Source organism: Celerinatantimonas sediminis (assembly GCF_046054195.1).
GTDB lineage: Bacteria > Pseudomonadota > Gammaproteobacteria > Enterobacterales > Celerinatantimonadaceae > Celerinatantimonas.
The window spans coordinates 20,351-41,093 of record NZ_JBEQCS010000015.1; the positions used below are offsets into that span (position 1 = coordinate 20,351).

A 20,743-nucleotide genomic window follows, 5' to 3' on the forward strand; every position below is an offset into this window, starting at 1 on the left:
ATAGTCTTGGTAAAGCCATTTTATGAATGATGAAAGTGGATTTACATCAGTGGCCTAATACCTTTTTGACTCTCCACAAGTGCATCATGCTAAATGGCAATTGATATCATTGATATGAAGGTACTCATTAAATATGTGTTCCTAGTCTTGAAGTGATGTTCTTTCCTATTAGCGTTTAGTCCGCCAAGCTCAAATTTCCTGTTATTCTGCGTTACAGAATACACTTGGCTCGCCTTCTGAATCTAAAAATTCAGACTGATTCTAATTTTCCCACCACCATGCTATGAATTTTTTTATTTATATAGCGCTCATAAAATAGCCAGTGTTGCATTGTTATGTCGCAAACTGGCTATGACTCATTTTAAAGCCAAAAAATAAGACATTGTATTATTTTGATGCAATTTAAATAATTTAATCTAATTAACAATAAGTTATTGATGCATCTTCATATATGCAGAGTTGTGTGATTGCACTATTTCACAGCATCGTCTTTAAAATGCATTATTTTAAAGCAATGCACCCATATGGAACGTTTTTAAAAGAAGCTTTATTTTCATAATTTATTTAAAATAATGGTGTTTTTTTCATTGAAATTTAATTTTTATAGTGTTTTTATTTAATTGTGTTTAGTTTTTTCGTGTTTTTAACATCTAAAACCAATCTTTTAGAAGGGATTCATGATGAAAAAAAATCAAGACTTAGCCTCTTATGAGGATGACCGTGCTGATGAGTATGCAAACTCACCTGTTCCTGAATCAGATAAGAGTGTGAGTGCTTTATCTATATTTAATGTCATGCTAGGTGTGTCTACAGCTTTAATATGGTTTTCGCTCGGAGCACAATTAGTCCACTCATTTGGTACTATAAATTTTTTAATAGGTGCTACAGTAACAGCTGCCATAGTCGGCTTGATAAGCTTTATTTGGGTAAACTTTGCTTCTAAGTCCGGATTTAATTCAGATTTAATAACTCGAGCAAGTGGCTTTGGCTATTTGGGATCAACTGTCACAGCTTTAATTTTTGCGCTTAATAATCTGCTTTATTTTGGAATGGAAGGTGGCATTATGATTAATGCCGTGCATACATATTTCCCTGCTATTCCAATTCTCCTTTTACAGATTATATGTGGATTATTATTTATTCCGCTAACTTGTTTTGGTGTGAAATTAGTTAGTCGTATCATGTGGCTATCATTACCTGTATTATTTCTGTTTTTTATTTTAATTGCTCATCAGGCAGCCAGTATTGATACAAACTTACACTTTTGGTCAATTGGTGTTTCTTCTCAAGCTAATTTGCTAGCCGGATCTCCAATATTACAAGTGATGGTGGCAATGTTTGGAATATCAGGTATCGGCGCAACTGCCAGTGATTTTGGTCGATTCATTCCTTCTCGTCATGCAAAAATCGGAGGGGTTATGTTGGGGCCTGTGTTTACTCTGTTTACTTTCTTAGTCCCTTTGCTATTTGGTGCTTGGCTTGGCGCCTCATTTAAAGAATCAGATCCCGCCGTCTATTTCACACAGTCCTTTGGGGCATTAGGAGTGTTAGTTGTTGTGCTAACCCAAGCTCGAATTAATACCAATAACGTGTATTCGGCAGCAGTTAGTCTAGCCACCGTTGCTAATCGTTTATTGCATCTCAAATTGGCTCGACTTTGGTGGGTTGTTATCTCTTGTATTCTTTGTGTCCTTATTCTAACAGCTGATTTATATAGTAAAGCTACTGTTGTTTTAGGGATCTGGGGAATCGTTTTAATTGCTTGGGTAGGAACTGTTTTTGCTGATATTTTAATTAATCGCTATTTATTAAAATTAAGCTCAGAACATTATTATTATGATCAGCATCAACTTTGCAGCGTCAATCCAGTTGGTTTTACAGCTTTAATCATCGCTTTGGTGAGTGCCTTGCCATTGTCTTTTGGTATAGCTGGTCCATTTGGTACCACTATCGCTCCTTTTGTCGCTTTTGCGGCAACAGTTGTTGTAACTCCTCTTATGGCAATAGTGACGAAAGGTCGCTTTGCTTCTCGAATCCAACATCTTGAATTAACTTCCAAATAGATTTTGCTCGTTACTTTTTATAACGAGAATCTCATTACATAGTAAGGAATATTATGAATTCAGCAATACTTACACCTCCTTTTACATTATCTGTCGATACTGGAGGGACATTCACTGATTTAATTTTGGCAGACAAAAGTAGAATCATAGGTTTATATAAATCGTCATCAACTCCTCATGATTTATTTGAAGGTATTGCAGCTTCAATTGAACTTGCTGCTAACGAAAATGGCATGACTTTACGGGAGTTACTTACCAAGACTCAAGGATTTGTATATTCAACAACTCGCTCGACGAATGCAGTCTTAGAAGGGAAAGTTGCAAAAACAGCGTTAATTACAACCCGTGGATTTCGTGATGTGTTGTTATATCGAGAAGGTGGTAAGGCCGACCCCTATAATTTATCAACGCCATATCCAGCCCCTTATATTCCTCGGCGATTGTCATTTGAAGTGACTGAGCGAATTTTATCAGACGGGAATGTTGCTGTTGAGCTGGATGAGCACTCGGTTCGTCAAGTATTAGAACGTATTAGAGAATTAGATGTCGAGGCAATCGCTGTTTGCTTAGTCTTTTCTGTTGTTAATCCTGAACATGAATTAAAAATAGCGCAGCTTATTGAGCAAGAGCTTCCAGGTATTTCCTACTCACTTAGTCATCAAGTAAATAATGTTGTTCGTGAATATCGCCGGGCTTCTTCTACAGCAATTGATGCGTCAATTAAGCCGTTAATGCGTGAACATTTACATTCTCTAGAACGTCGATTCAGAGAAATGGGGTTTGCAGGGGAACCCATGATGGTTACTCATGTCAGCGGTGGTGTCATGGGCTTGGAACAAATGGCCGAGCGGCCGATTCAAACAATTGATTCAGGACCCGCTTTAGCTCCTGTTGCAGGAGCTCATTATGGACAGCTAGAATCCAAATCTAAAGATAAAAATATCATTGTTGTTGATACTGGCGGTACTTCTTATGACGTGAGCCTAACGGAGAACGGTCAAATAGCCTATAGCCGAGAAAAGTGGTTGGGAGCTGAATTTCAAGGACATATGACGGGCTTGCCCGCGGTTGATACTCGCTCATTGGGAGCTGGTGGCGGTTCAATCGCCTATATCGATGAAGGGGGATTAGTGCGGGTAGGCCCCATTAGTGCAGGCGCAACACCTGGCCCCGCTTGTTATGGTCGCGGAGGTATTCATCCTACGGTCACAGATGCAGCATTAGTCTTAGGTTATTTAGATCCACATAATTTTTTAGGTGGACGAATGACGTTAGATCTCGATGCGGCAAGAGAAGCATTTCAAAATCATTTAGCCAAACCTCTTGGGATCAGTATTGAACAAAGTGCCGAAGCCGTATTACGGATTACCTCTGAAGATATGCGCGGATTTACCACTGATATGACTATTAGTCAGGGAATCGATCCGCGAGATTGTGTCATGGTCGCAGGTGGTGGTGCAGCAGGAATGAATATTGTTCGAATCGCTAAAGACTTGGGGATTTCTCATGTCATAATCCCTCGATTAGCATCAGGACTGAGCGCCGTTGGTGGTCAATGTACAGATATTAGTGCAACTGTTTCGTCCGGTCAGTACATGAGTACAACTAAATTTGATATAGCAAAAGCAAATCAGGTTGTGGCTGAGCTGTTTGATAAACTTTCTTCATTTTTTGCTGAAGTCGATAACGATGGAGAGCGTCGGCGAAAATTAATTATCGAAGCCCGTTATGAGCAACAGCTCTTTGAAATTGATGTTGATTTAGGTGACTTGATTGATTTTTCAACAGCTGATGCAATCAGCCGATTGCACGATGCGTTTGACGAAGCGCACTTGAAGTACTTTTCTGTGAATCAGCCTGGAGCCCCGATAGAAATTGTTAGCTGGCGCGCTGAAGGGCGAGTTATCCGTCGTAAACCTTCTTTGGCAATGCCGTTAACCGTTGCCAGCAACTCATTGATAGAACCCGAACATCGTCAGATGTTCTTTGATGCCATACCTGTAGAAGGCAGTGTTTATCGTGTTGAAAAATTACCCTCTGATATCACTATTTCTGGTCCTGCTGTTATTGAAGAACCCACCACTACCATTGTTCTTCCCCCTGGCTCAGCTGCATACACTCGGGCCACTCACTATTTGATTTCAATAGAATCTTTATAAGGATGACGATGATGACTAATGTGAATAATGAAACTATCGATCCCGTAACTTTGAGTATTATGGCGAATCGACTCGATAGCATCACTCGGGAAATGACCAACACAATGATCCGCACAGCTCGCTCTACTACCATGGCTGCTCGTGATTTTTCGTGTTCTATTACCAGTCACAATAATGAATTGTTATCGGCTCCTGATGGGATCCCCGTGCACGTTTATGGTTCGTCGTTGACAACGGCAAGTATGATGCGCCGGCATCCTGATTTTCGCGAAGGCGATGCCTTTTTACATAATGATCCCTATGATGGAAATACGCATGCCGCAGACCATACGCTGATGGTGCCTGTATTTTACCAAGGGCAACATGTTTTTACGGTTATCGCTAAAGCTCATCAGGTCGATGCAGGTAATGCATTACCAACAACCTACATGCCCAAAGCAAGAGATGTATATGAAGAAGGGGCTCTGATTTTCCCATGCGTTAAAGTGCAATCGGACTTCCAAGATGTTGAAGACATTATTGGAATGGCTAGGTTGCGGATTCGAGCTTTTGATACTTGGTATGGGGATTATTTGGCTTCTCTTGGGGCACTGCGTTTGGCGGAGAAGCGCTTAAAAGAGTTTTGTGCAAGTTTTGCCAGTATCTCGCAGTTACAAGAATTCGTTAATCAATGGTTAGATTATGGCGAACGAATGGCAGCTGCAGGGATAGCGAAGTTACCTGAAGGATGTATTCAGGTACAAACTCATATGGATGCTTTTCCTGGTTTGCCTGACGGAATTGATTTAAAAGCAACTATTGATGTGAAACCTAAAGAAGGAACGGTATCGATTGATCTGCGGGATAATCCTGATTGTACACCTACTGGATTCAACCTAACAGAAGCAACAGCGATTAACAGCGCGATTATCTCCGTTCTGATGGCTCTAAATACTGATAAAAATGCCAGTAAATCTTTGGTGCCGAACACTTCAGGAAGCTATCGTCGGATTCAAGTTATGCTTCGTGAAGGGTGTGTTGTTGGGATCCCTAAACATCCCGCATCTTGTTCTGCTGCGACACGAACAATTACCGATAGAGTTAGTGGTATGGTTCTCGCTGGATTAACTTCGATGGCGCAAGGTATTGGAGCGGCCGAGCCTCCATTAGGTTGTCCTCCGCATGAGGGAGTTGTTTCTGGACATGATCCTCGACGGGATAATGACGAGTATATTTTGCAGATTTTTTCTGGCTCTTCTGGGGGACCTGGTACAGCGGACTCAGATGGGTGGTTAGCGTTTGCAACGATTATGGGCGCAGGGATTCCTCGAATTGATGCTTCGGAGATTGTGGAGCAACGATATCCGTTGGTGATTTGGCAACATGCATCAGTGAGAACAGACTCTGAGGGTGCTGGATGTCATCGTGGTGCACCAGGAACCATTTCGTCCTATGGGCCACTGCTTAGTTCAGCTGCATCACATTATTATTTAGAAGGTGTTCAGAATCGTCCTAAAGGGATCCGAGGCGGGGGAATAGCTCAAGGACCCCAAGCTTGGGTAATCAAAGCGGATGGTCAGGCTCACCAAGTTGAAGATGTTGTTGCACAAGTTCACTTATCTAAGCGAGATACAATTGTTTCTTTAGGATCTGGGGCTGGTGGTTATGGTTCACCTTTAACTCGCGACCCGCAGGCTGTTCTTGAAGATGTTATTGATGAGTATATTTCTGTAGAGCGAGCATTTCATGCGTATGGCGTTGTGATTAGTGGCGACCCTAAACGTTGGGAAACCTTATCGATTGACTTGCCTGCTACAGAGGTACGCCGTCAGCAATTACAGACAACTAACGTCACTAATGAAACATTTGATGGTGGTCGGCAAAATTGGTTGGCGCCAAGTTGGTATTGTCCTAAAGGGGAGCTATTGTGATCGCGGCTCTTATTATGCTTGGTGTATTTTTGTTATCGAATATGCCATCCCCTATATATCCACTGTGGCAAAGCGATCTTGGTTATTCAACAGCAACAATAACGTTGCTGTTTTCCTTATACCAAGGTGGAGTATTAATTGGCCTATTAGGACTTGGGCGATTTATTGACAAAATTGGTTGGAGAGTATCCCTCATTGGCGGCACTACACTCAGCTTGATGGCTGCGCTTATATTTGCTTCTGCTCATTCGCCAGAACAACTTATGTTGGGGCGTTTGTTCAGTGGCATTGCTGCTGGGATCTTTGTTTCTAGTGGACCTGCTGCTGTCACCGCAATTTTAGAGAATAAAGGGCATCCCAAGCCATCGTTAGTGAGCTCATTAGCCATTTCGATAGGTTTAGCTTTTGGTCCTTTGTTAGGGGGCTTGTTTGCGGACTATCTTCCATCTCCGACCCAAACAGTGTTTATGTTTGAAGCGATATTGTTATTGATTGGCGCAATCTTATTATTGATAAATAAACCACTAAAGGCTGCGGCTAGTTTTCATCTTAATGCGGATGTAACCCCGATGATTGATGAACACAATCCATTGCCACATCCCAAGACATTATTTATCGCTGTTACGATAATTTTTGCATCTTGTTACATTACAAGTGGTATCTATATGTCCATCGGCTCTGCTTATTTGCAGCAAACATTAGCTGTCAATAGTGCGTTCTTAGCAGGAGTATTGGTGTTTCTTGTCTTTGGTTCTGCTTTCGTTGCTCAAATGTTGTTAGCAAAGTTTTCTCCTCTTACCCAAAGTAAGGTGGCTCTATTTATTGGTGGTACTGGGGCGATTATTTTAGTGATAGGCACCATGCAAAATTCAGCAATGGCACTGTTTGTTTCGGCTATTTTTAGTGGCGCATCTCAAGGCCTGGGACAACTTGTGGGATTAACTCTAATACGACGTATTACTAAACTTCATCAATTACGCCGAGCGTATGCAATTTTAAATACGGTTGGATATGGAGCTAGTGGTGGGTCGATTGCCGCTTCCTGGCCTTTATTTGGCTTACTTGGTACGATAGGCGCCATTATTGTCATTGCTAGTTGTGTAGTCTTTTTGACAATAATAGCCGCGGTTTTGACCGCTGTTCATAAGGAGAGTATGTGTTAGATGAAGAATAACCAGCCATTTAGTACTATGTCAGATGAGTCATTATCCAGCACAAAGTTAGCTATTTTAGATGAAAAAGATCAGCAACTGATCCATTTATTGCAGGGCAATGCTCGATTGTCATACGCTGAATTAGGTAGTGTTATTTCCCTTTCTTCTGATGCGGTGCGGATGCGTTTAGATCGATTAATTAAAGATCACTGTATTCGCTTGGTAACACTGGTTGACCCAGCTCTTTTTGGTCAATCAGTCCGCTTTTCTTTCGGTGTCGTTGTTCAGGGAGACCCAGATATCTTTTCAACTTGGGCTCAGGCTCAAAAAGAAATTATTCATCTTACTCGTACAGTCGGTAGCTTTTCATTTTTTGGTGAATTAGTTGGTGAAACTGATATTCAGATGCACAATTTTATTCACAAACACTTACGAAGTGCCCCTGGCGTTTTAAATACTGAATATTGGCCAATGTTACGCATCGTTAAATGGCGTGAAGATACGGGTTCCCCTCCTGCGACATCTGAGGTTTTAGCTCAAGTTGCTTTTTCTGATGATGATCGAGCAATGTTACGTGAATTAGTTAATGAGCCAAGGATCCAGTTTAGGGAATTAGCTGAGCGCCTGCAAAGGCCATACGGAATTGTCAGGCGCCGCGCTTCGGTGTTGTTGGAGTCTGGCGTTGTTCGTTCTACGGTAATTATCAATGATATTTTAGTTGAGCATAGTTATCTGGCTATTTTATTAGTTAATGGCGATTCACGAGCACAAGAGTTCTTACTAGAAAATGAACAAGTCACTATTTTTTCTGCTAGCTGTGGTTCTCGGCAATTTGTTGGTGAAGTGCGAACTAAATCAAAAGAGGAATTGGCAATGCTGTGTCAACAACTTCGAATGCCTGAATCAGGCATAACCGATTGCGAATTGATGTTACAAGTTTCGGTTGATAAGTTGCCAGCTTCTTTTCAATTTTAGTTGATGTAGTCGTATTCTGTAGTTTATTGGCGATACTCAAAGACGCGGTATCTTTAGATATGCTGTAACCTTGATTGGTTATTTAACACCTTAATATTTGGATTATATTAAGGTGTTAACAGTGTTCGATTCAACTATAGTCTTATTTATTGATATTTTGTCTTCAGTTTGTTGTTTTTTATATCTATGCCTTAAATCGGTTATCGAGATTTAATCAGAAGTGCTAAGAAAGGGGCTAAAAGCTTTATATAGATCTCCTAAGAATGTTATTTGGCCTGTTTTTAGTCCCTAGCTTTATTGTGCCAAGAGCTGTTCAATGGCGTGGTTGCGAGCTTGTAAGTAGCGGGCTCGAATGTCGTTGATGGTCTTTTCTCCAAGCTGGTAGTGCTGCATCAATCTCACTGCGTTATAAAGATCGCTTGCATCGCCCAGTTTCTCCTGCATCTCTTTTAATTGCTGAATTCGTTTAGCTTTTCTTTTTTTAGCGATTTGTCCATAAAGCTCAAGTGCATAGCGGTAATTTTTAAGTTTGATGCGAACTTTATGAAAGGTTTCCGGTTGTTCGGCCAGTTTCGTTAATGAGCGCTTATAGCTATCTTGAGATTTTTTTCGTTGAACGTTGGCTTGTGCTTGAATTTTTTTCTGTTGGCTGTTTTTCTTACAATCGCTTTTTATCAGCGTTATAGCGCTAAGAACATCCAGCGATTGAACTATGGGGATTAACTGATGCTGGTGATGTTTAATGTCCGTCTCAAGCTGTTCGATGTAATGATTAAGTGCAATTTTGTGTTCATCGGCTTGGATTTGTTGTGAGTGAAATAGCTCTGCCTGTACCTGCAAATCGCGAATTTGTGAAAGCGTTTTAAATAAAGTGATTAAAACATCCGATGATTGGCACAATAGTTGGCGTTTATTTGAGCGACTTTGCTCTTTAATAAGGAGCTTCAAACAGGGCTTGATGCGGCGAATCAACACTCGCAACTGGTGATAGCTTGCTGCGATACCATCGAGTAATGACAAAATATATGAATTGAAACTGAGATGCGCCATTGCCTTTATCTACTATTAAGCTTTATTTATTCGTGCCGTTTTAAATAGCTATTTTTGTAGTGTAAAGGTGGTTATCACTCAAATCTGAACTTCAGTTCACGATTTATTGTGTTGTGTCAGATAAGGGCAGCAAAGCTGCCCATTGGATAGCAATGACAAAGCATAGAAGGGCACCGATTAATTTAAAAATTGCGCGAGTTCGGCTGTTTTGGGGCTGGTAAATAGTTCATCTGGATTGCCCATTTCGTGCACTCGTCCTTGGTGCATAAAGACAATTTTATCGCTGACTTTTTTGGCAAAGTTCATCTCATGCGTCACCATAATAATCGTCATTCCATCTTTGGCTAGTGATTCAATCACTTGTAAAACTTCACCGACTAATTCCGGATCAAGGGCTGATGTAATTTCATCGCATAAGAGTACTTCTGGATTCATCGCCAAAGAGCGAGCAATCGCAACACGTTGCTGCTGGCCACCGGAAAGCTCATCTGGCCAACAATCGAATTTATCGGATAAACCCACTCTTGCAAGCAGCTCCTTAGCGGTTTTTTCAGCCTCTGCAGTGGTCGTTTTTTTGACTAAGGTTGGGGCTAACATAATGTTTTTGCCAACGCTCAGATGAGGAAATAAATTAAAGCTTTGAAATATCATCCCGACGTTTTGCCGTAAGTCCCGCAAAGCTTGGTTGTCATCGGTTAAAACTGCAAGAGAGCCAATTTTGATGCTTCCCTCATCAAATGATTCTAAGCCGTTAATGCAGCGAAGTAGGGTACTTTTGCCCGAACCACTTTTGCCGATAATACTTACAACATTTTGCCGCTCAATGCTAAGGTCAATCCCTTTAAGGACTTCATTGTCTCCAAATCGTTTGTGGAGGCGGGATATATTCACTAATTCTAAATCTGACATGTTTATAAACTCCTTTTCAGACGGTTTTCTAGACGTTGGCTAAAGAGCGATAACGGAAAACAGATCATGAAATAAAGCAGGGCAACGCATCCATACACAAGAAATGGATTAAACGTGACGTTTGAAATGATTTGGCCTGAGCGAGTTAGTTCAACAAACCCGGTGACAGAGGCCAATGCGGTAGATTTTATGGCCTGAACCATAAAGCCCACGGTCGGCGCAATGGATATTCTTAATGCCTGCGGCAAAATGACGTGGCGTAGCTGTTGGTAAAAAGATAGTGCCAAGCTTGCTCCAGCTTCCCACTGATTAATCGAGACTGATTTAACCGCGCCATACCAAATTTCGGTTAAAAAGGCGCTGGCATACAACGTAAGGCAAATGGATGCCGCCATAATCGGCGTTGTCTCAATTCCGAATAAAGCCAAGCCGAAATAGCACAAAAACAGCTGCATGAGCAGCGGTGTGCCTTGAAATAGGTGGATGTAGATGCGGACAAATCGTGAAGCTCCTGGAATTTTAGCCAGGCGTAAAATCATCAATGTACCGCCAACCAAACCGCCACCAACAAACGCGATGATTGATAAACCAATGGTCCAGCGCAGCGCCAGCAGCAAGTTTCTAATGATGTCCCAAAGAGTAAAATCACCCATAATGATCTCCTATTGATTAGCGGGCAAAGATAAATCGCGGACCAATCCAGCGAAAAATTTGGCGAACGACAACGGCTAAGAACAGATAGATCACAGTTGCCACGATATAGGATTCAAAATTGTGAAAGTTTTGACTGGCAAGTAAGTTCGCCTGGAACGATAGTTCGGCTGTTGAAATCTGACTACAAACCGCTGAACCAAGCATAATAATAATGACCTGTCCGATAATGGCATCCCATACGCGGCTTAGCGCCGGTGGCAGTACCACTCGCGTAAATATTTGCCAGTTGTTTAAAGCTAGGCTTTGAGCCGCTTCCACTTGTCCTTTGGGAGTACTTTGAATACCAGAGCGAACAATTTCACAGGCATAGGCACCCAAGTTAATAATGAGTGAGATAATGCTGGCATTAAGCGCTGACATTCGAATGCCTATCGCTGGCAGGCCAAAGAAGATAAAAAATAGTTGAATGATATAAGGTGTATTTCGAGTCAGTTCTACATAGCAGCTCACAATGATCCGCAGCCACAGAGGCCCTTGAGCTCTTGACCAACCGCAAGCAATGCCCAGCACTAGTCCGAATATAGTTGCGATAACGGTCATTAGCACAGTGATCGCTGCGCCATCGACAAAGACCTGCCAATTGGCTAAAACTGAAGCAAAATCTAGATTACTCATAGCAATGCTCCCAATAATTTGCTAGTTCTCTGGTGTTGATTGCTTCGATATGCCATAGGTCATCTAATAATTTGTGAATATTGTTTTGACTGAGAACGCCTTGAGCACATTGAGAAAATTTGGCGCTAATTTCTTCATCATCTAGAGGTACTGATGCCGCGCCGCGAGCCTTAGCCACAAAGTGACTGTAGCTTGTGCCATCTTTAAGATGAACCGTTACTTCGGCTCCTTCTGGGGCCTCTTTGGCCATTTGAGCTAAGTCCCATTGGCTGCTTGAGGTATATGAAACTTGTGCCATTAATGAGTTGAGTTGTTCACACTGAAGGTTTTCATCGCAAAGATGGTCAAGCGTAATCGTGTCTGATAAGCAGCTCTGAGCGATAGCAAAGGGCAGGCTAAACTGCGCTTGTTGCGCTGTTTGTGGCTTATCATAAATAAGGTTGGTCACCACAATTTGTGGTACATCACAGTCAATACGCTGAATCTGCTCGACAGTCAGATGATGTTGATGTTTTAGATGGAGCAACGCATCAACAGCGGCATGAGAAGAAAGACAAAGCGGGATCCGCTTGATATCGACTCCAACCTCTTCTAAACACCAGGTTTGCGTGTCGATTTTAAATTGGTCCGGATTGCTGTGGCCGTTATTACAAAGATTGATTAGTCCTGATGGATGTTCCAGTGCATCAGTTGGCCCGGACAATCCTTCTTTGGCCAGTATCGCAGCAGTAATCCCTTTTTGCGCCGCTATCCCCGCCATGAGTGATTTACAGTCAGTCCCAAAAATATTTTTCATACCGCAAGACGAGGCAACTGCAATCCCAAATGCGCAAGCTGATTGTTCAGCATTTAATTGCAATAATGTGGCTGCTGCTGCGCAAGCGCCGATAGTGCCCAAGATGCCAGTTGTCCACCATCCCTGATAGTACAGTTCATTATCAAGCAACATGCCGACTCGATACTGACATTCGCTCGCAAGTGCAATGGCCTTTAACAGCTCTTTGCCAGTGACATTTAATGTTTCAGCCATGGCTAACGCCGCAGGCACAATGACTGCTGAACCGTGCACAAAGCCAGCATAGCAATTGTCATCAAAGTCCAGTACATGGGCTGCTGTTGCATTTACTAATGCCGCTGTTGCGCTCGAGCTTTGCTCGCGACAGCCAATAAAATGCGCGCCTTTGCCACCCGTTGATAACGCGCAACGGGCCTTGCGCACCGCCAAATGTTGACTACCCGCGAGCGCAACTCCTAACGTGTCGATTAAGCATCGCTTCGCAATGTGAATAATCCGGTTGGGTAAAACTTGTTCTTTTTGATGATTTAAATAATTTGCCAAAGATACAAGCGCTAACTGCTGATTCATTCTAACTTCCTTAAAAAGGCACGCTCATTTATCATGAACGTGCCATATAAATTACTCTGGCAAATTACCCGCTGGCGCTCCTAGCCATTTCTGGGAAATTTTATCTAAGGTGCCATCTTTTTTAGCTGCTCGAATAATTGAGTTAACTTTTGCAACTAATTTAGGTTGGCCCTTTGGCATGCCGATGTAACAAGGAGAGTTAGATAAAACTAACTTTAATTGCATATCTACGTTTGGATGACTCTTTTCAATCGCTGCGGCAACGGTTGTTCCAATTGCTGCCATTTGCGTCTGACCAGAAAGAAATGCGGTAATCGTGCTGTTATTATCTTCAAAGCGTTTAACAATAGCTTTCGGTGCGATTTCTGAAAGCTCTTTATCCTGCATTGAGCCACGAGTTACCGACACGGTTTTACCAGCCATTTCTTTAGGGGTTGATGCTTTTAATTCTTTTGAACCAAAGACGGCATCATAAAATGGGGCATAAGCAATACTGTAATCAATCACTTTTGCTCTTTGCGGTGTTTTACCTAAAGAAGAAATTGTCATATCCGCTTTCCCTGTTTGTAAATAAGGTACGCGGTTCGGGCTGGTTACAGGAATTAATTTAACTTTAACGCCCATTTTTTTAGCGACTAATTTTGCAACATCAATATCCAGACCTTTAGGTGTCATATCTGATGAAACAAATCCATAAGGCGCATAGTCTTGCGGAATTGCAATTAGAACGACGTGGCGTTCTTGAATTTGTTGTAATACGTCGGCAGACGCTGATAATGAAATAACAGCACTAGCACAGGCTAACGTAATTGATAAAAAAGCCTTTTTTATCACCATGATTATATTCCTTTGTGAGATAACTTGGGGTTAATTAAGTATTGTTTTATTTATCTTTTTTGAAGTAATTGGCTCTTACTGCAGCTCCAATTAAGTTAATAAAAAATCGTCCTGCTGTAATAGCTGTGATTTTATTAATATCTTTTCGAGGAGTTATTTCGACAATATCCATGCCGACCACTCTGCCTTTATTAACAAGACCATGAATTAATTTACGCATTTCATCATAAGTTACTCCGCCCGGTGCTGGGCCATTCACAGCTGGCATAATACTTGGGTCGATACCATCGGCATCACAAGTAATATAGTAATTTCCACCATCAGGGATCCGAGCCAAAATAGCTTCCATGCCCGCATCGTGTAATTCATGAGCTGGAATCAGATGAGCACCATATTCGAGGGCATCATCCACTTCTTCTTGGCGTGCTGAACCATTCGCGCGCATTCCAATCTGGAAAATTTCACCAACGTGGTCCATTTCAGCAGCGCGTCGAATCGGGCTTGAATAACCATCTTTGACGCCGTTGACGTGATCACGCCAATCTAAATGCGCATCGATATGAATCAGAGTAATTGGCCCTAGTGTGTCTAATGCGCGGATAACTGGGATTGGAACACCATGATCTCCGCCAATAATTAACGGCATACCGCCCAGTTCAATGATTTTTCGTACCACTGACTCGGCCGCTTCATAGTGATTGCCTAACGCTCTGGCATCGCCTGAGATATCGCCGCAATCAACGATTTTAATCGGTTGATTGTCGGTCATTGAGCCACCTAAATCGAAGTCGTAACGTTCAAAGCTGCGCAGCGAGCGGTCAGTTGCTTGGCGCACTGCAGTTGGGCCGTTACTTTGATCATTGGACACTTCATCGATGTTGTAAGGTGAACCATATGGGATCCCTAAAACTGCGATATCAACAGAATCTAAAGTGTTCAGGTCTGTTACGACATCCGAATAAAATAGACTCTTATGGCCATGTTTCGGAGCAGTAGTATATTCAGGTTTATAATTAGCCATTTCTTTCCTTTGTAATTACGACTTTAAAAAAATTATGTGGTTTTTAACCATTCACCTAATGCCCATATTTTTTCTTCGGTTCCTTTAACCTGAGAACGGACATCGCCTTTGGTATTTGCCGCAAGTAGGGCAATTAAAATCTCTGTCACCATTAACGCAGGTGTCAGGGTGTCAAAAAATGAATTGGTTTCTTTTTTTACGAGAATGACTTCGTCAGAAATCCTCGCAACAGGTGAGCTAGCGTTATCGGTAATCGATACAATTTTTACTTTTTGATTGGACATATAACGGCTAATTGAAATTGCCTTTTTCGCATAAGGTGAGATATTCGTGACAAACAATACATCCTTGCTGGATAAGCCATGGATGATGTTCATCATGCCGCTCTCTCCTGGGCCATCAATTAATTGAACGTCAGGTCGAAAATAACTGCAGACATGCGCAAATTGATAACCAATCGGAAAAGATGAACGCAATGCTAGGCAATAAATTTTGCGAGCTTGCGAGAGTAATTGCCCGGCGCGAACAATCACGTCCATTTGTCTTGGGTCACATAAAGATTGAATGTGCTTAATTGTTGTATCGGCAAGATCTATCGCCAGAGTGTGATTGCCAAACTGCTCTTTCATTGCCACTAGACCAGCCATCTTTTGCTCATAAATATTATTCTGGCCACGCACTTGCGAAATATAAATTGAGCGCAGTTCATCAAATCCATTAAATCCTAAACTCTTGGCTAGTCGAGTCATTGTCGAGGCCGGAAGCCCCGCTAAAGATGCTAATTCACGCATAGACATGACCGGTATTTCATTGGGATATTCGAGAATAAAAGCAGCTGCTTGTTGCTCTCGTTTAGGCAATGAATCAAACCGTTTTTTTATCAGAATATTTAGTTCTTGCTGAGTCATTTGTAATTGTCTATCTGAATTAGTTTATGAATTAAGATAGGCAAATTGTGATCCAATTGATTTTATTTTGATTCAAATGATTCATTTTTGGGACGAGTCAAAATCAGCAATGTTAGGTATTTATATGTGAGCATTTGAATTCTTTTTGATTCATGTGATTCAAAAATGATTCAAAAAAAGTTGAAAATGGGTCAAATGTTTTTAAGTGATCAGAAGTAGTATTTTTAGATATTGTTCAATATTGGTGTGATATAACCAAATGGATGCTCTATATTCATGCAATATAAAAGTTAGATATTTATAATTAATGGCTGTGGGGTATTTAAATATAAGTTTAATATCAATAAATCAATCTGGTTAATTAATTACAAATTTCATAATAAAGGGAAGGTATTTAAATTAATACACTATAATATTGAATTAACTTGAAATATTTTAAATATTAATCCGGCCAGATTAGTGGTGGACTTTGCCTTAAATGTCAAAAAACAGTTGTATTGATTCATTAGTAAGCTTTGAGGCTAAGCTTAAAAGTATATTAATTTATCAATCAACTATATCCTGTGTTTAAGAATGTAATTTTAGTCAATCACGGTACAGCGCCACCCATTACTGGTACAATTGCGCCATCGTTAGTTGAGCCGTATACGCGGCCACAGGAATCACTTTGCAATCCAATACAGAATTTAGCCAGTTGGCACTTAATCCATCGTTGGTAAATACACTTGGCGAATTAGGTTTTAAAACCATGACGCCGATTCAGGCGCAGGCGTTGCCTGAGGTTTTAGCCGGAAAAGACATACTTGCGCAGGCAAAAACTGGCTCAGGTAAAACAGCCGCATTTGGTTTAGGCATTCTTAATCAGTTGGATGTAAAGCTGTTTCGTGTTCAATCTTTGGTTTTGTGTCCGACTCGAGAACTTGCTGACCAAGTGGCAAGTGAGTTGCGCCGTTTTGCCCGAGGGATCCATAACATTAAAATCCTCACTTTATGTGGTGGTGTTGCGATTGGTCCACAGATTGGCTCGCTTGAACATGGCGCGCATATCATTGTTGGAACGCCTGGGCGAGTTTTAGATCATTTGAGCAAAGGGCGCTTGAATCTTGAAAATGTTCGCCAATTCGTTTTGGACGAAGCAGACCGAATGTTAGAGATGGGATTTAGCGAAGCGCTGGAGACGATTACCGGGTTTATGCCAACGAAGTGCCAGCGTTTGTTGTTTAGCGCAACATTTCCTGAAAGCATTGCCGCAATGGCGAAAAAGCAACTGGTTGACCCCGTTTCAATTAAAATTGAGCAAAGCGATGACAAGGCGAATATTACCCAGCAATTTGTTGCCGTGAGCGATGCGCGTAGCCGAGAGAGCGCAACTCAGCAGATATTACTGGCAAAACAGCCAAAAAGCGCGGTGGTGTTTTGTAATACCAAGCGGGAAACGCAAGAGCTGGCTGATTATCTCAAAGATGTTGGGTTCGATGTGAAAGCGCTCCATGGTGACTTGGACCAAAGAGAACGTGATCAAGCGCTAGCGTTATTTGCCCTTAAATGTGTCACTGTTTTGGTTGCAACCGATGTTGCTGCGCGAGGTTTGGATATTGATGCGCTTGATTTAGTCGTTAATTATCAGCTGCCACATGATAGCGACACCTATATTCACCGTATTGGACGAACTGGTCGAGCGGGCGAGCAGGGTCGAGCTATGACTCTGATTGGCCCTAATGATGATTATGGCTTTGCACTTTTGCAAGATAGAATTGGTCCACAGTCCGTTGGCGAGCTGTCCAGGGACGCTGGATTAAACGCCAATATAGTTGCAGCTCAAATGAGCTGTATTCGCATTGATGGTGGCAAAAAGAACAAGCTTCGCCCCGGAGATATTCTAGGTGCGCTGACCGCAGGCAATGATTTGTCCGGCCAAGATGTCGGAAAAATCCAGATCCACGATATCTGGTCGTATGTTGCAGTAAAACGCTCGCATATCAAATTAGCTTTAGCCAAACTGAATCGCGGAAAATTAAAAGGGAAGTCTTTTCGGGCTCGAATCATGTCGTAACGACATGATGATAACAATCTACTAGAACACCAGTCTGATTAAAAATTAACCGAGCAAGATCTTGTCCAGCACTCATCAAAAGCCGTGGTGAGTGCTTTGATCTTTTTTATGCCGGCTTTTTAACTGCTCGTTGTCTGCGACACAAAAGCTCGCAGGCTTTATCTAAAAACAATACGAACATGAGCATCATAGCTGATGCCTTCAACTTGTCTTCATTACGACAAGCTGCTAATTTACCTCCTCTAATTGATTATATTAACAATAGAATCGCTTTGTAAGCACAGTTATTGGTTCTGCATCAGGCTTGGGCTTTGATGCTTAGGATTATTCACAATAGCTACGGCGTTATTTCCCAAGGGTGTTAGTTTGCTGCACGGGTCGATGCCTGTGCATGTTTCAGGTTTATTAGAAGTCTTTATTATGTTTAAAAAATTGCTTATAGCATTATTGCTGCTGGGCTTTGCAGGCTCAGTTGCTGCTAAATCGGATCAACTTGCGGGCCGCTATCGGCTCATTAATCAAATGGAAACGGCGTCTGAATTGCTGCTTAAGCCAGATCACTCCTTTCGATGGGTAATGATAGCGGGCAGTGCTGATATGAGAGCTCATGGAACTTGGTCTGTTACCCAAGGTGTGTTGCAGTTGAAAACCCCTGAGACATTGCCATTGTCTGGTTCACCTAAGTTCACGCTGTTTTCTGACAAAGATATGAAACGGGTGCGACAAATCCCGAGTAACTTTTTTCAAGTGGCTGTTATGGTTAAAAAGGTTGGCGGTGTGCCAGATATTGCTGTGGAGGTGGAAACCTCCTCGCACAAACGATATAAAGCGACAACAGAGCTTAATGGTGTTGCGCGGGTATTCAAACCTAAAGGGGAACAACTGGCTCGCGTTGGCTTACGTTGGGTAAACGATTCTGCGGACTATCACTGGTTTGATGTGCCAGCTATCCAAGCTTCTAAAAACACGGCGGCTTTTTGGGTGCAAGATCCCAAGTGGGCGGCCAAGCAACCATTTAAGAAGCTGACTTTTACTATTGAAGGCGATTTACTGATTTGCGACGCCGAGCAGATGACGTATCGCAAGGTACAGATGCATTAGTGATTCGCTAGCTGTTACTCATGAATGCGCGAAAATAAACAGGCCTCTCATCTCATAAAGCCATCAAAAATGCCGGGCCAGTTATATAAGCCGTCCAGTCTTTACTGGGCGGATCATTCAATGAAAGGAGCTGTTTTGAAGTATCGATTGGGAGCATTATTAGGCGTTATTCTGTTAGTCGGTTGTCAGTCATCTGTGGTGGATTTATCAACCACGGATATCGCCATTCCCACTGAAAAACCAACCATTCTCTATTTAGTTAATATGAATTCCCATCATATGGTATGCGGCAATATGATAAATCAGATGCCGCAGTTAGATAATAGCTCTTCAGTGAGTGGTGATATTATGACCGGATTCAATGTGACTGCTTTTTTACACTCGGGGATGAATACATTAGGTGCACAAGTTGTATCTATCAATATGTGGACCCAAAATGAAGGGGACGGTGCAGTGCAGCGCCCTGATGGGGAATGTCAGCTAACTTTAACAGCTAACACAGAAAAAGGGGATAAAGTAGAGCTTTCCAGCCTGCATGTTACGGTTGATGATGGTAAAGCAACTGCAAGAACATCTAAAAGTTATCCAGCTAAACATCAAACTGATTTGGCTCATTTATCGCAGCAGCAAAAAGGTTGGACAACTATTTTTCACCGCCCCTTCTATATTAAAACAATCCCACAATGGGCGTGGACCAAAGCCGCGTCTTTTAAACCAACGCGCGAGAACATGAAGAAACTCCATCGGGCCTATCAAGCTCTTATTGAGATGATGAAGCGTAAAGATTATCAGGGCTTAAAAGAGGCATATTCCCTGTCGAGCCGGGAAAAATCATTGGCAGAAGCAGGCCAATCAAGCCCGGATGAGTTTTTTGACGCGATTGGTTTTAAAGATGATTTAACGCAATCTGGAGCTGTGGTTAAATCGCCTGAAAATTGGCAGGACTATACTCTGGAAAGCTATGCTGACGGGAAGTTAGTTCGATTAAAAGATAAACATGGTTCTAGCCCGTTAAGAGTGGTGGCAGATGGGATGGAAACGACATACAAACCTTATTTTTCAATCATTAATGGCCGGGTAGTGATTTCCCGTTAAGTACACATCTTTCTTAATCAGCCTTGCGTTATTCGCAAGGCTTTTTAGTGACTAATATCGTTAGTCCAAGACAGAAGGGTCTTGGCGAATGATTATCTCTTTCATTTCTTCGAAATGTTGCCGTGAGAAATCAGGGATCCCTTCCCAATCTTGAGCGGTTTTTTCAGCCACTTCATCTGAGAGAACATTGAGCGGTTGCCCGGTTGAAAGTGCGGTGACTAATATCTGACAGGCGCGCTCAAGCGTCCAAATATCATCAAATGCTACGCCAATATTGTTACCGGTCACCATCACGCCGTGGTTGCCCATCATTAGTCGGTGGTTATTAGCTAATAGGGCTGCCAGCCGTGCGCCTTCTTCATCTGTATCTGCCATGCCGCCATACATTGTGTCAAATGATACACGGTTAAAATAGCGTGCTGTATTTTGGTCAATGGGCAAGATGGCGGGATTTTTTAAAGCAGAAATCGCAGTGGTGTAAACCGGGTGCAAATGTAATACAACGCGAACTTCAGGCATGCGCTGATGGATTTGTCCATGGATTGACCAAGCTGTTGCATCCACATCTTTGTGCTCTTTATTGCTAGTATCATCGGCATCAAGCAAAAGAAGATCGCTGGCCCGAATTCGTGAAAAATGCTTCCACTTGGGGTTGAGCAGAAACTTTTTGCCATCTTCTGAAACTGCCGCACTAAAGTGGTTGGCAACGGCTTCATGCATCCCCAGATGAGCCACTATACGAAAAGTCGCAGCTAAGTCGATTCGAATTTGTTCTTCTGTTGAAAGTGACATTTTCTACTCCTGTGTCACATG

17 protein-coding genes are annotated in these 20,743 nt (G+C 42.1%); 8 read left to right on the forward strand and 9 right to left on the reverse strand.

Annotated elements, in window-relative coordinates; translation table 11 throughout:
* Positions 1–677 precede the first annotated feature (677 nt).
* From ABTQ23_RS15550 to ABTQ23_RS15570, 5 genes are read left to right on the forward strand one after another with little or no spacing between them, the layout of a single operon-like run.
* Positions 678–2,063, forward strand: a complete 1,386-nt coding sequence (locus ABTQ23_RS15550; protein ID WP_408616666.1) for a purine-cytosine permease family protein — start codon at positions 678–680, stop codon at positions 2,061–2,063.
* A 53-nt stretch (positions 2,064–2,116) separates the two neighbouring features.
* Positions 2,117–4,222, forward strand: coding sequence for a hydantoinase/oxoprolinase family protein (locus ABTQ23_RS15555; protein WP_408616667.1), 2,106 nt, complete (start codon positions 2,117–2,119; stop codon positions 4,220–4,222).
* An 8-nt stretch (positions 4,223–4,230) separates the two neighbouring features.
* Positions 4,231–6,132, forward strand: coding sequence for a hydantoinase B/oxoprolinase family protein (locus tag ABTQ23_RS15560; protein WP_408616668.1), 1,902 nt, complete (start codon positions 4,231–4,233; stop codon positions 6,130–6,132).
* Positions 6,129–7,295: an MFS transporter gene (locus ABTQ23_RS15565; protein WP_408616669.1), complete on the forward strand. Its 1,167-nt coding sequence runs from the start codon at positions 6,129–6,131 to the stop codon at positions 7,293–7,295. The genes ABTQ23_RS15560 and ABTQ23_RS15565 overlap by 4 nt, the downstream gene beginning before the upstream one ends.
* Positions 7,296–8,261, forward strand: a complete 966-nt coding sequence (locus tag ABTQ23_RS15570; protein WP_408616670.1) for an AsnC family transcriptional regulator — start codon at positions 7,296–7,298, stop codon at positions 8,259–8,261.
* A 294-nt stretch (positions 8,262–8,555) separates the two neighbouring features.
* Here ABTQ23_RS15570 and ABTQ23_RS15575 read toward each other — a convergent pair whose 3' ends face one another.
* From ABTQ23_RS15575 to ABTQ23_RS15610, 8 genes are all read right to left on the reverse strand, one after another.
* On the reverse strand, positions 8,556–9,311 hold the full coding sequence (locus ABTQ23_RS15575) for a CHAD domain-containing protein (protein WP_408616671.1): 756 nt from the start codon (positions 9,309–9,311) through the stop codon (positions 8,556–8,558).
* Between the two features lie 177 nt (positions 9,312–9,488).
* The gene (locus ABTQ23_RS15580; RefSeq protein ID WP_408616672.1) at positions 9,489–10,220 is read right to left on the reverse strand and encodes an amino acid ABC transporter ATP-binding protein; all 732 of its coding nucleotides are present in this window, start codon (positions 10,218–10,220) and stop codon (positions 9,489–9,491) included.
* Between the two features lie 2 nt (positions 10,221–10,222).
* Positions 10,223–10,873, reverse strand: coding sequence for an amino acid ABC transporter permease (locus ABTQ23_RS15585; protein ID WP_408616673.1), 651 nt, complete (start codon positions 10,871–10,873; stop codon positions 10,223–10,225).
* 16 nt (positions 10,874–10,889) lie between these two features.
* Positions 10,890–11,549, reverse strand: a complete 660-nt coding sequence (locus tag ABTQ23_RS15590) for an amino acid ABC transporter permease (RefSeq protein WP_408616674.1) — start codon at positions 11,547–11,549, stop codon at positions 10,890–10,892.
* Positions 11,542–12,915: an MmgE/PrpD family protein gene (locus ABTQ23_RS15595; RefSeq protein ID WP_408616675.1), complete on the reverse strand. Its 1,374-nt coding sequence runs from the start codon at positions 12,913–12,915 to the stop codon at positions 11,542–11,544. The genes ABTQ23_RS15590 and ABTQ23_RS15595 overlap by 8 nt, the downstream gene beginning before the upstream one ends.
* Positions 12,916–12,966: 51 nt before the next feature.
* Positions 12,967–13,752, reverse strand: a complete 786-nt coding sequence (locus ABTQ23_RS15600) for a transporter substrate-binding domain-containing protein (protein ID WP_408616676.1) — start codon at positions 13,750–13,752, stop codon at positions 12,967–12,969.
* Between the two features lie 46 nt (positions 13,753–13,798).
* Entirely contained in the window at positions 13,799–14,773 is a 975-nt protein-coding gene (locus ABTQ23_RS15605; RefSeq protein WP_408616677.1) for an agmatinase, read from the reverse strand.
* A gap of 32 nt (positions 14,774–14,805) precedes the next feature.
* Entirely contained in the window at positions 14,806–15,681 is an 876-nt protein-coding gene (locus ABTQ23_RS15610) for a MurR/RpiR family transcriptional regulator (RefSeq protein ID WP_408616678.1), read from the reverse strand.
* A gap of 661 nt (positions 15,682–16,342) precedes the next feature.
* Between ABTQ23_RS15610 and dbpA the strand changes: the two genes are divergently transcribed.
* The 3 genes from dbpA (at position 16,343) to ABTQ23_RS15625 (ending at position 19,930) form a co-directional block, all read left to right on the forward strand.
* A complete protein-coding gene (dbpA, locus tag ABTQ23_RS15615; RefSeq protein ID WP_408616746.1) occupies positions 16,343–17,734 on the forward strand; it encodes an ATP-dependent RNA helicase DbpA in 1,392 nt (463 codons plus the stop codon).
* Positions 17,735–18,154: 420 nt separating this feature from the next.
* A complete protein-coding gene (locus ABTQ23_RS15620) occupies positions 18,155–18,835 on the forward strand; it encodes a hypothetical protein (protein WP_408616679.1) in 681 nt (226 codons plus the stop codon).
* Positions 18,836–18,970: 135 nt separating this feature from the next.
* Positions 18,971–19,930 (forward strand): glycosyl hydrolase family 26, encoded by a 960-nt coding sequence (locus ABTQ23_RS15625; RefSeq protein ID WP_408616680.1) that lies wholly within the window; start codon positions 18,971–18,973, stop codon positions 19,928–19,930.
* A gap of 60 nt (positions 19,931–19,990) precedes the next feature.
* On the opposite strand, the gene ABTQ23_RS15630 is transcribed toward ABTQ23_RS15625, so the two are convergent.
* A complete protein-coding gene (locus ABTQ23_RS15630; protein ID WP_408616681.1) occupies positions 19,991–20,722 on the reverse strand; it encodes a class II aldolase and adducin N-terminal domain-containing protein in 732 nt (243 codons plus the stop codon).
* Positions 20,723–20,743: the final 21 nt, after the last annotated feature.

Bases quoted from the DNA above. Each gene is read 5' to 3' on its own strand.
- ABTQ23_RS15560 (WP_408616668.1), top strand. From the start codon at position 4,231: ATGATGACTAATGTGAATAATGAAACTATCGATCCCGTAACTTTGAGT.
- ABTQ23_RS15630 (WP_408616681.1), bottom strand. From the start codon at position 20,722: ATGTCACTTTCAACAGAAGAACAAATTCGAATCGACTTAGCTGCGACT.
- ABTQ23_RS15620 (WP_408616679.1), top strand. From the start codon at position 18,155: ATGTTTAAAAAATTGCTTATAGCATTATTGCTGCTGGGCTTTGCAGGC.
- ABTQ23_RS15610 (WP_408616678.1), bottom strand. From the start codon at position 15,681: ATGACTCAGCAAGAACTAAATATTCTGATAAAAAAACGGTTTGATTCA.
- ABTQ23_RS15570 (WP_408616670.1), top strand. From the start codon at position 7,296: ATGAAGAATAACCAGCCATTTAGTACTATGTCAGATGAGTCATTATCC.
- ABTQ23_RS15550 (WP_408616666.1), top strand. From the start codon at position 678: ATGATGAAAAAAAATCAAGACTTAGCCTCTTATGAGGATGACCGTGCT.
- ABTQ23_RS15555 (WP_408616667.1), top strand. From the start codon at position 2,117: ATGAATTCAGCAATACTTACACCTCCTTTTACATTATCTGTCGATACT.
- ABTQ23_RS15585 (WP_408616673.1), bottom strand. From the start codon at position 10,873: ATGGGTGATTTTACTCTTTGGGACATCATTAGAAACTTGCTGCTGGCG.
- ABTQ23_RS15575 (WP_408616671.1), bottom strand. From the start codon at position 9,311: ATGGCGCATCTCAGTTTCAATTCATATATTTTGTCATTACTCGATGGT.
- ABTQ23_RS15590 (WP_408616674.1), bottom strand. From the start codon at position 11,549: ATGAGTAATCTAGATTTTGCTTCAGTTTTAGCCAATTGGCAGGTCTTT.
- ABTQ23_RS15580 (WP_408616672.1), bottom strand. From the start codon at position 10,220: ATGTCAGATTTAGAATTAGTGAATATATCCCGCCTCCACAAACGATTT.
- ABTQ23_RS15605 (WP_408616677.1), bottom strand. From the start codon at position 14,773: ATGGCTAATTATAAACCTGAATATACTACTGCTCCGAAACATGGCCAT.
- ABTQ23_RS15595 (WP_408616675.1), bottom strand. From the start codon at position 12,915: ATGAATCAGCAGTTAGCGCTTGTATCTTTGGCAAATTATTTAAATCAT.
- ABTQ23_RS15600 (WP_408616676.1), bottom strand. From the start codon at position 13,752: ATGGTGATAAAAAAGGCTTTTTTATCAATTACGTTAGCCTGTGCTAGT.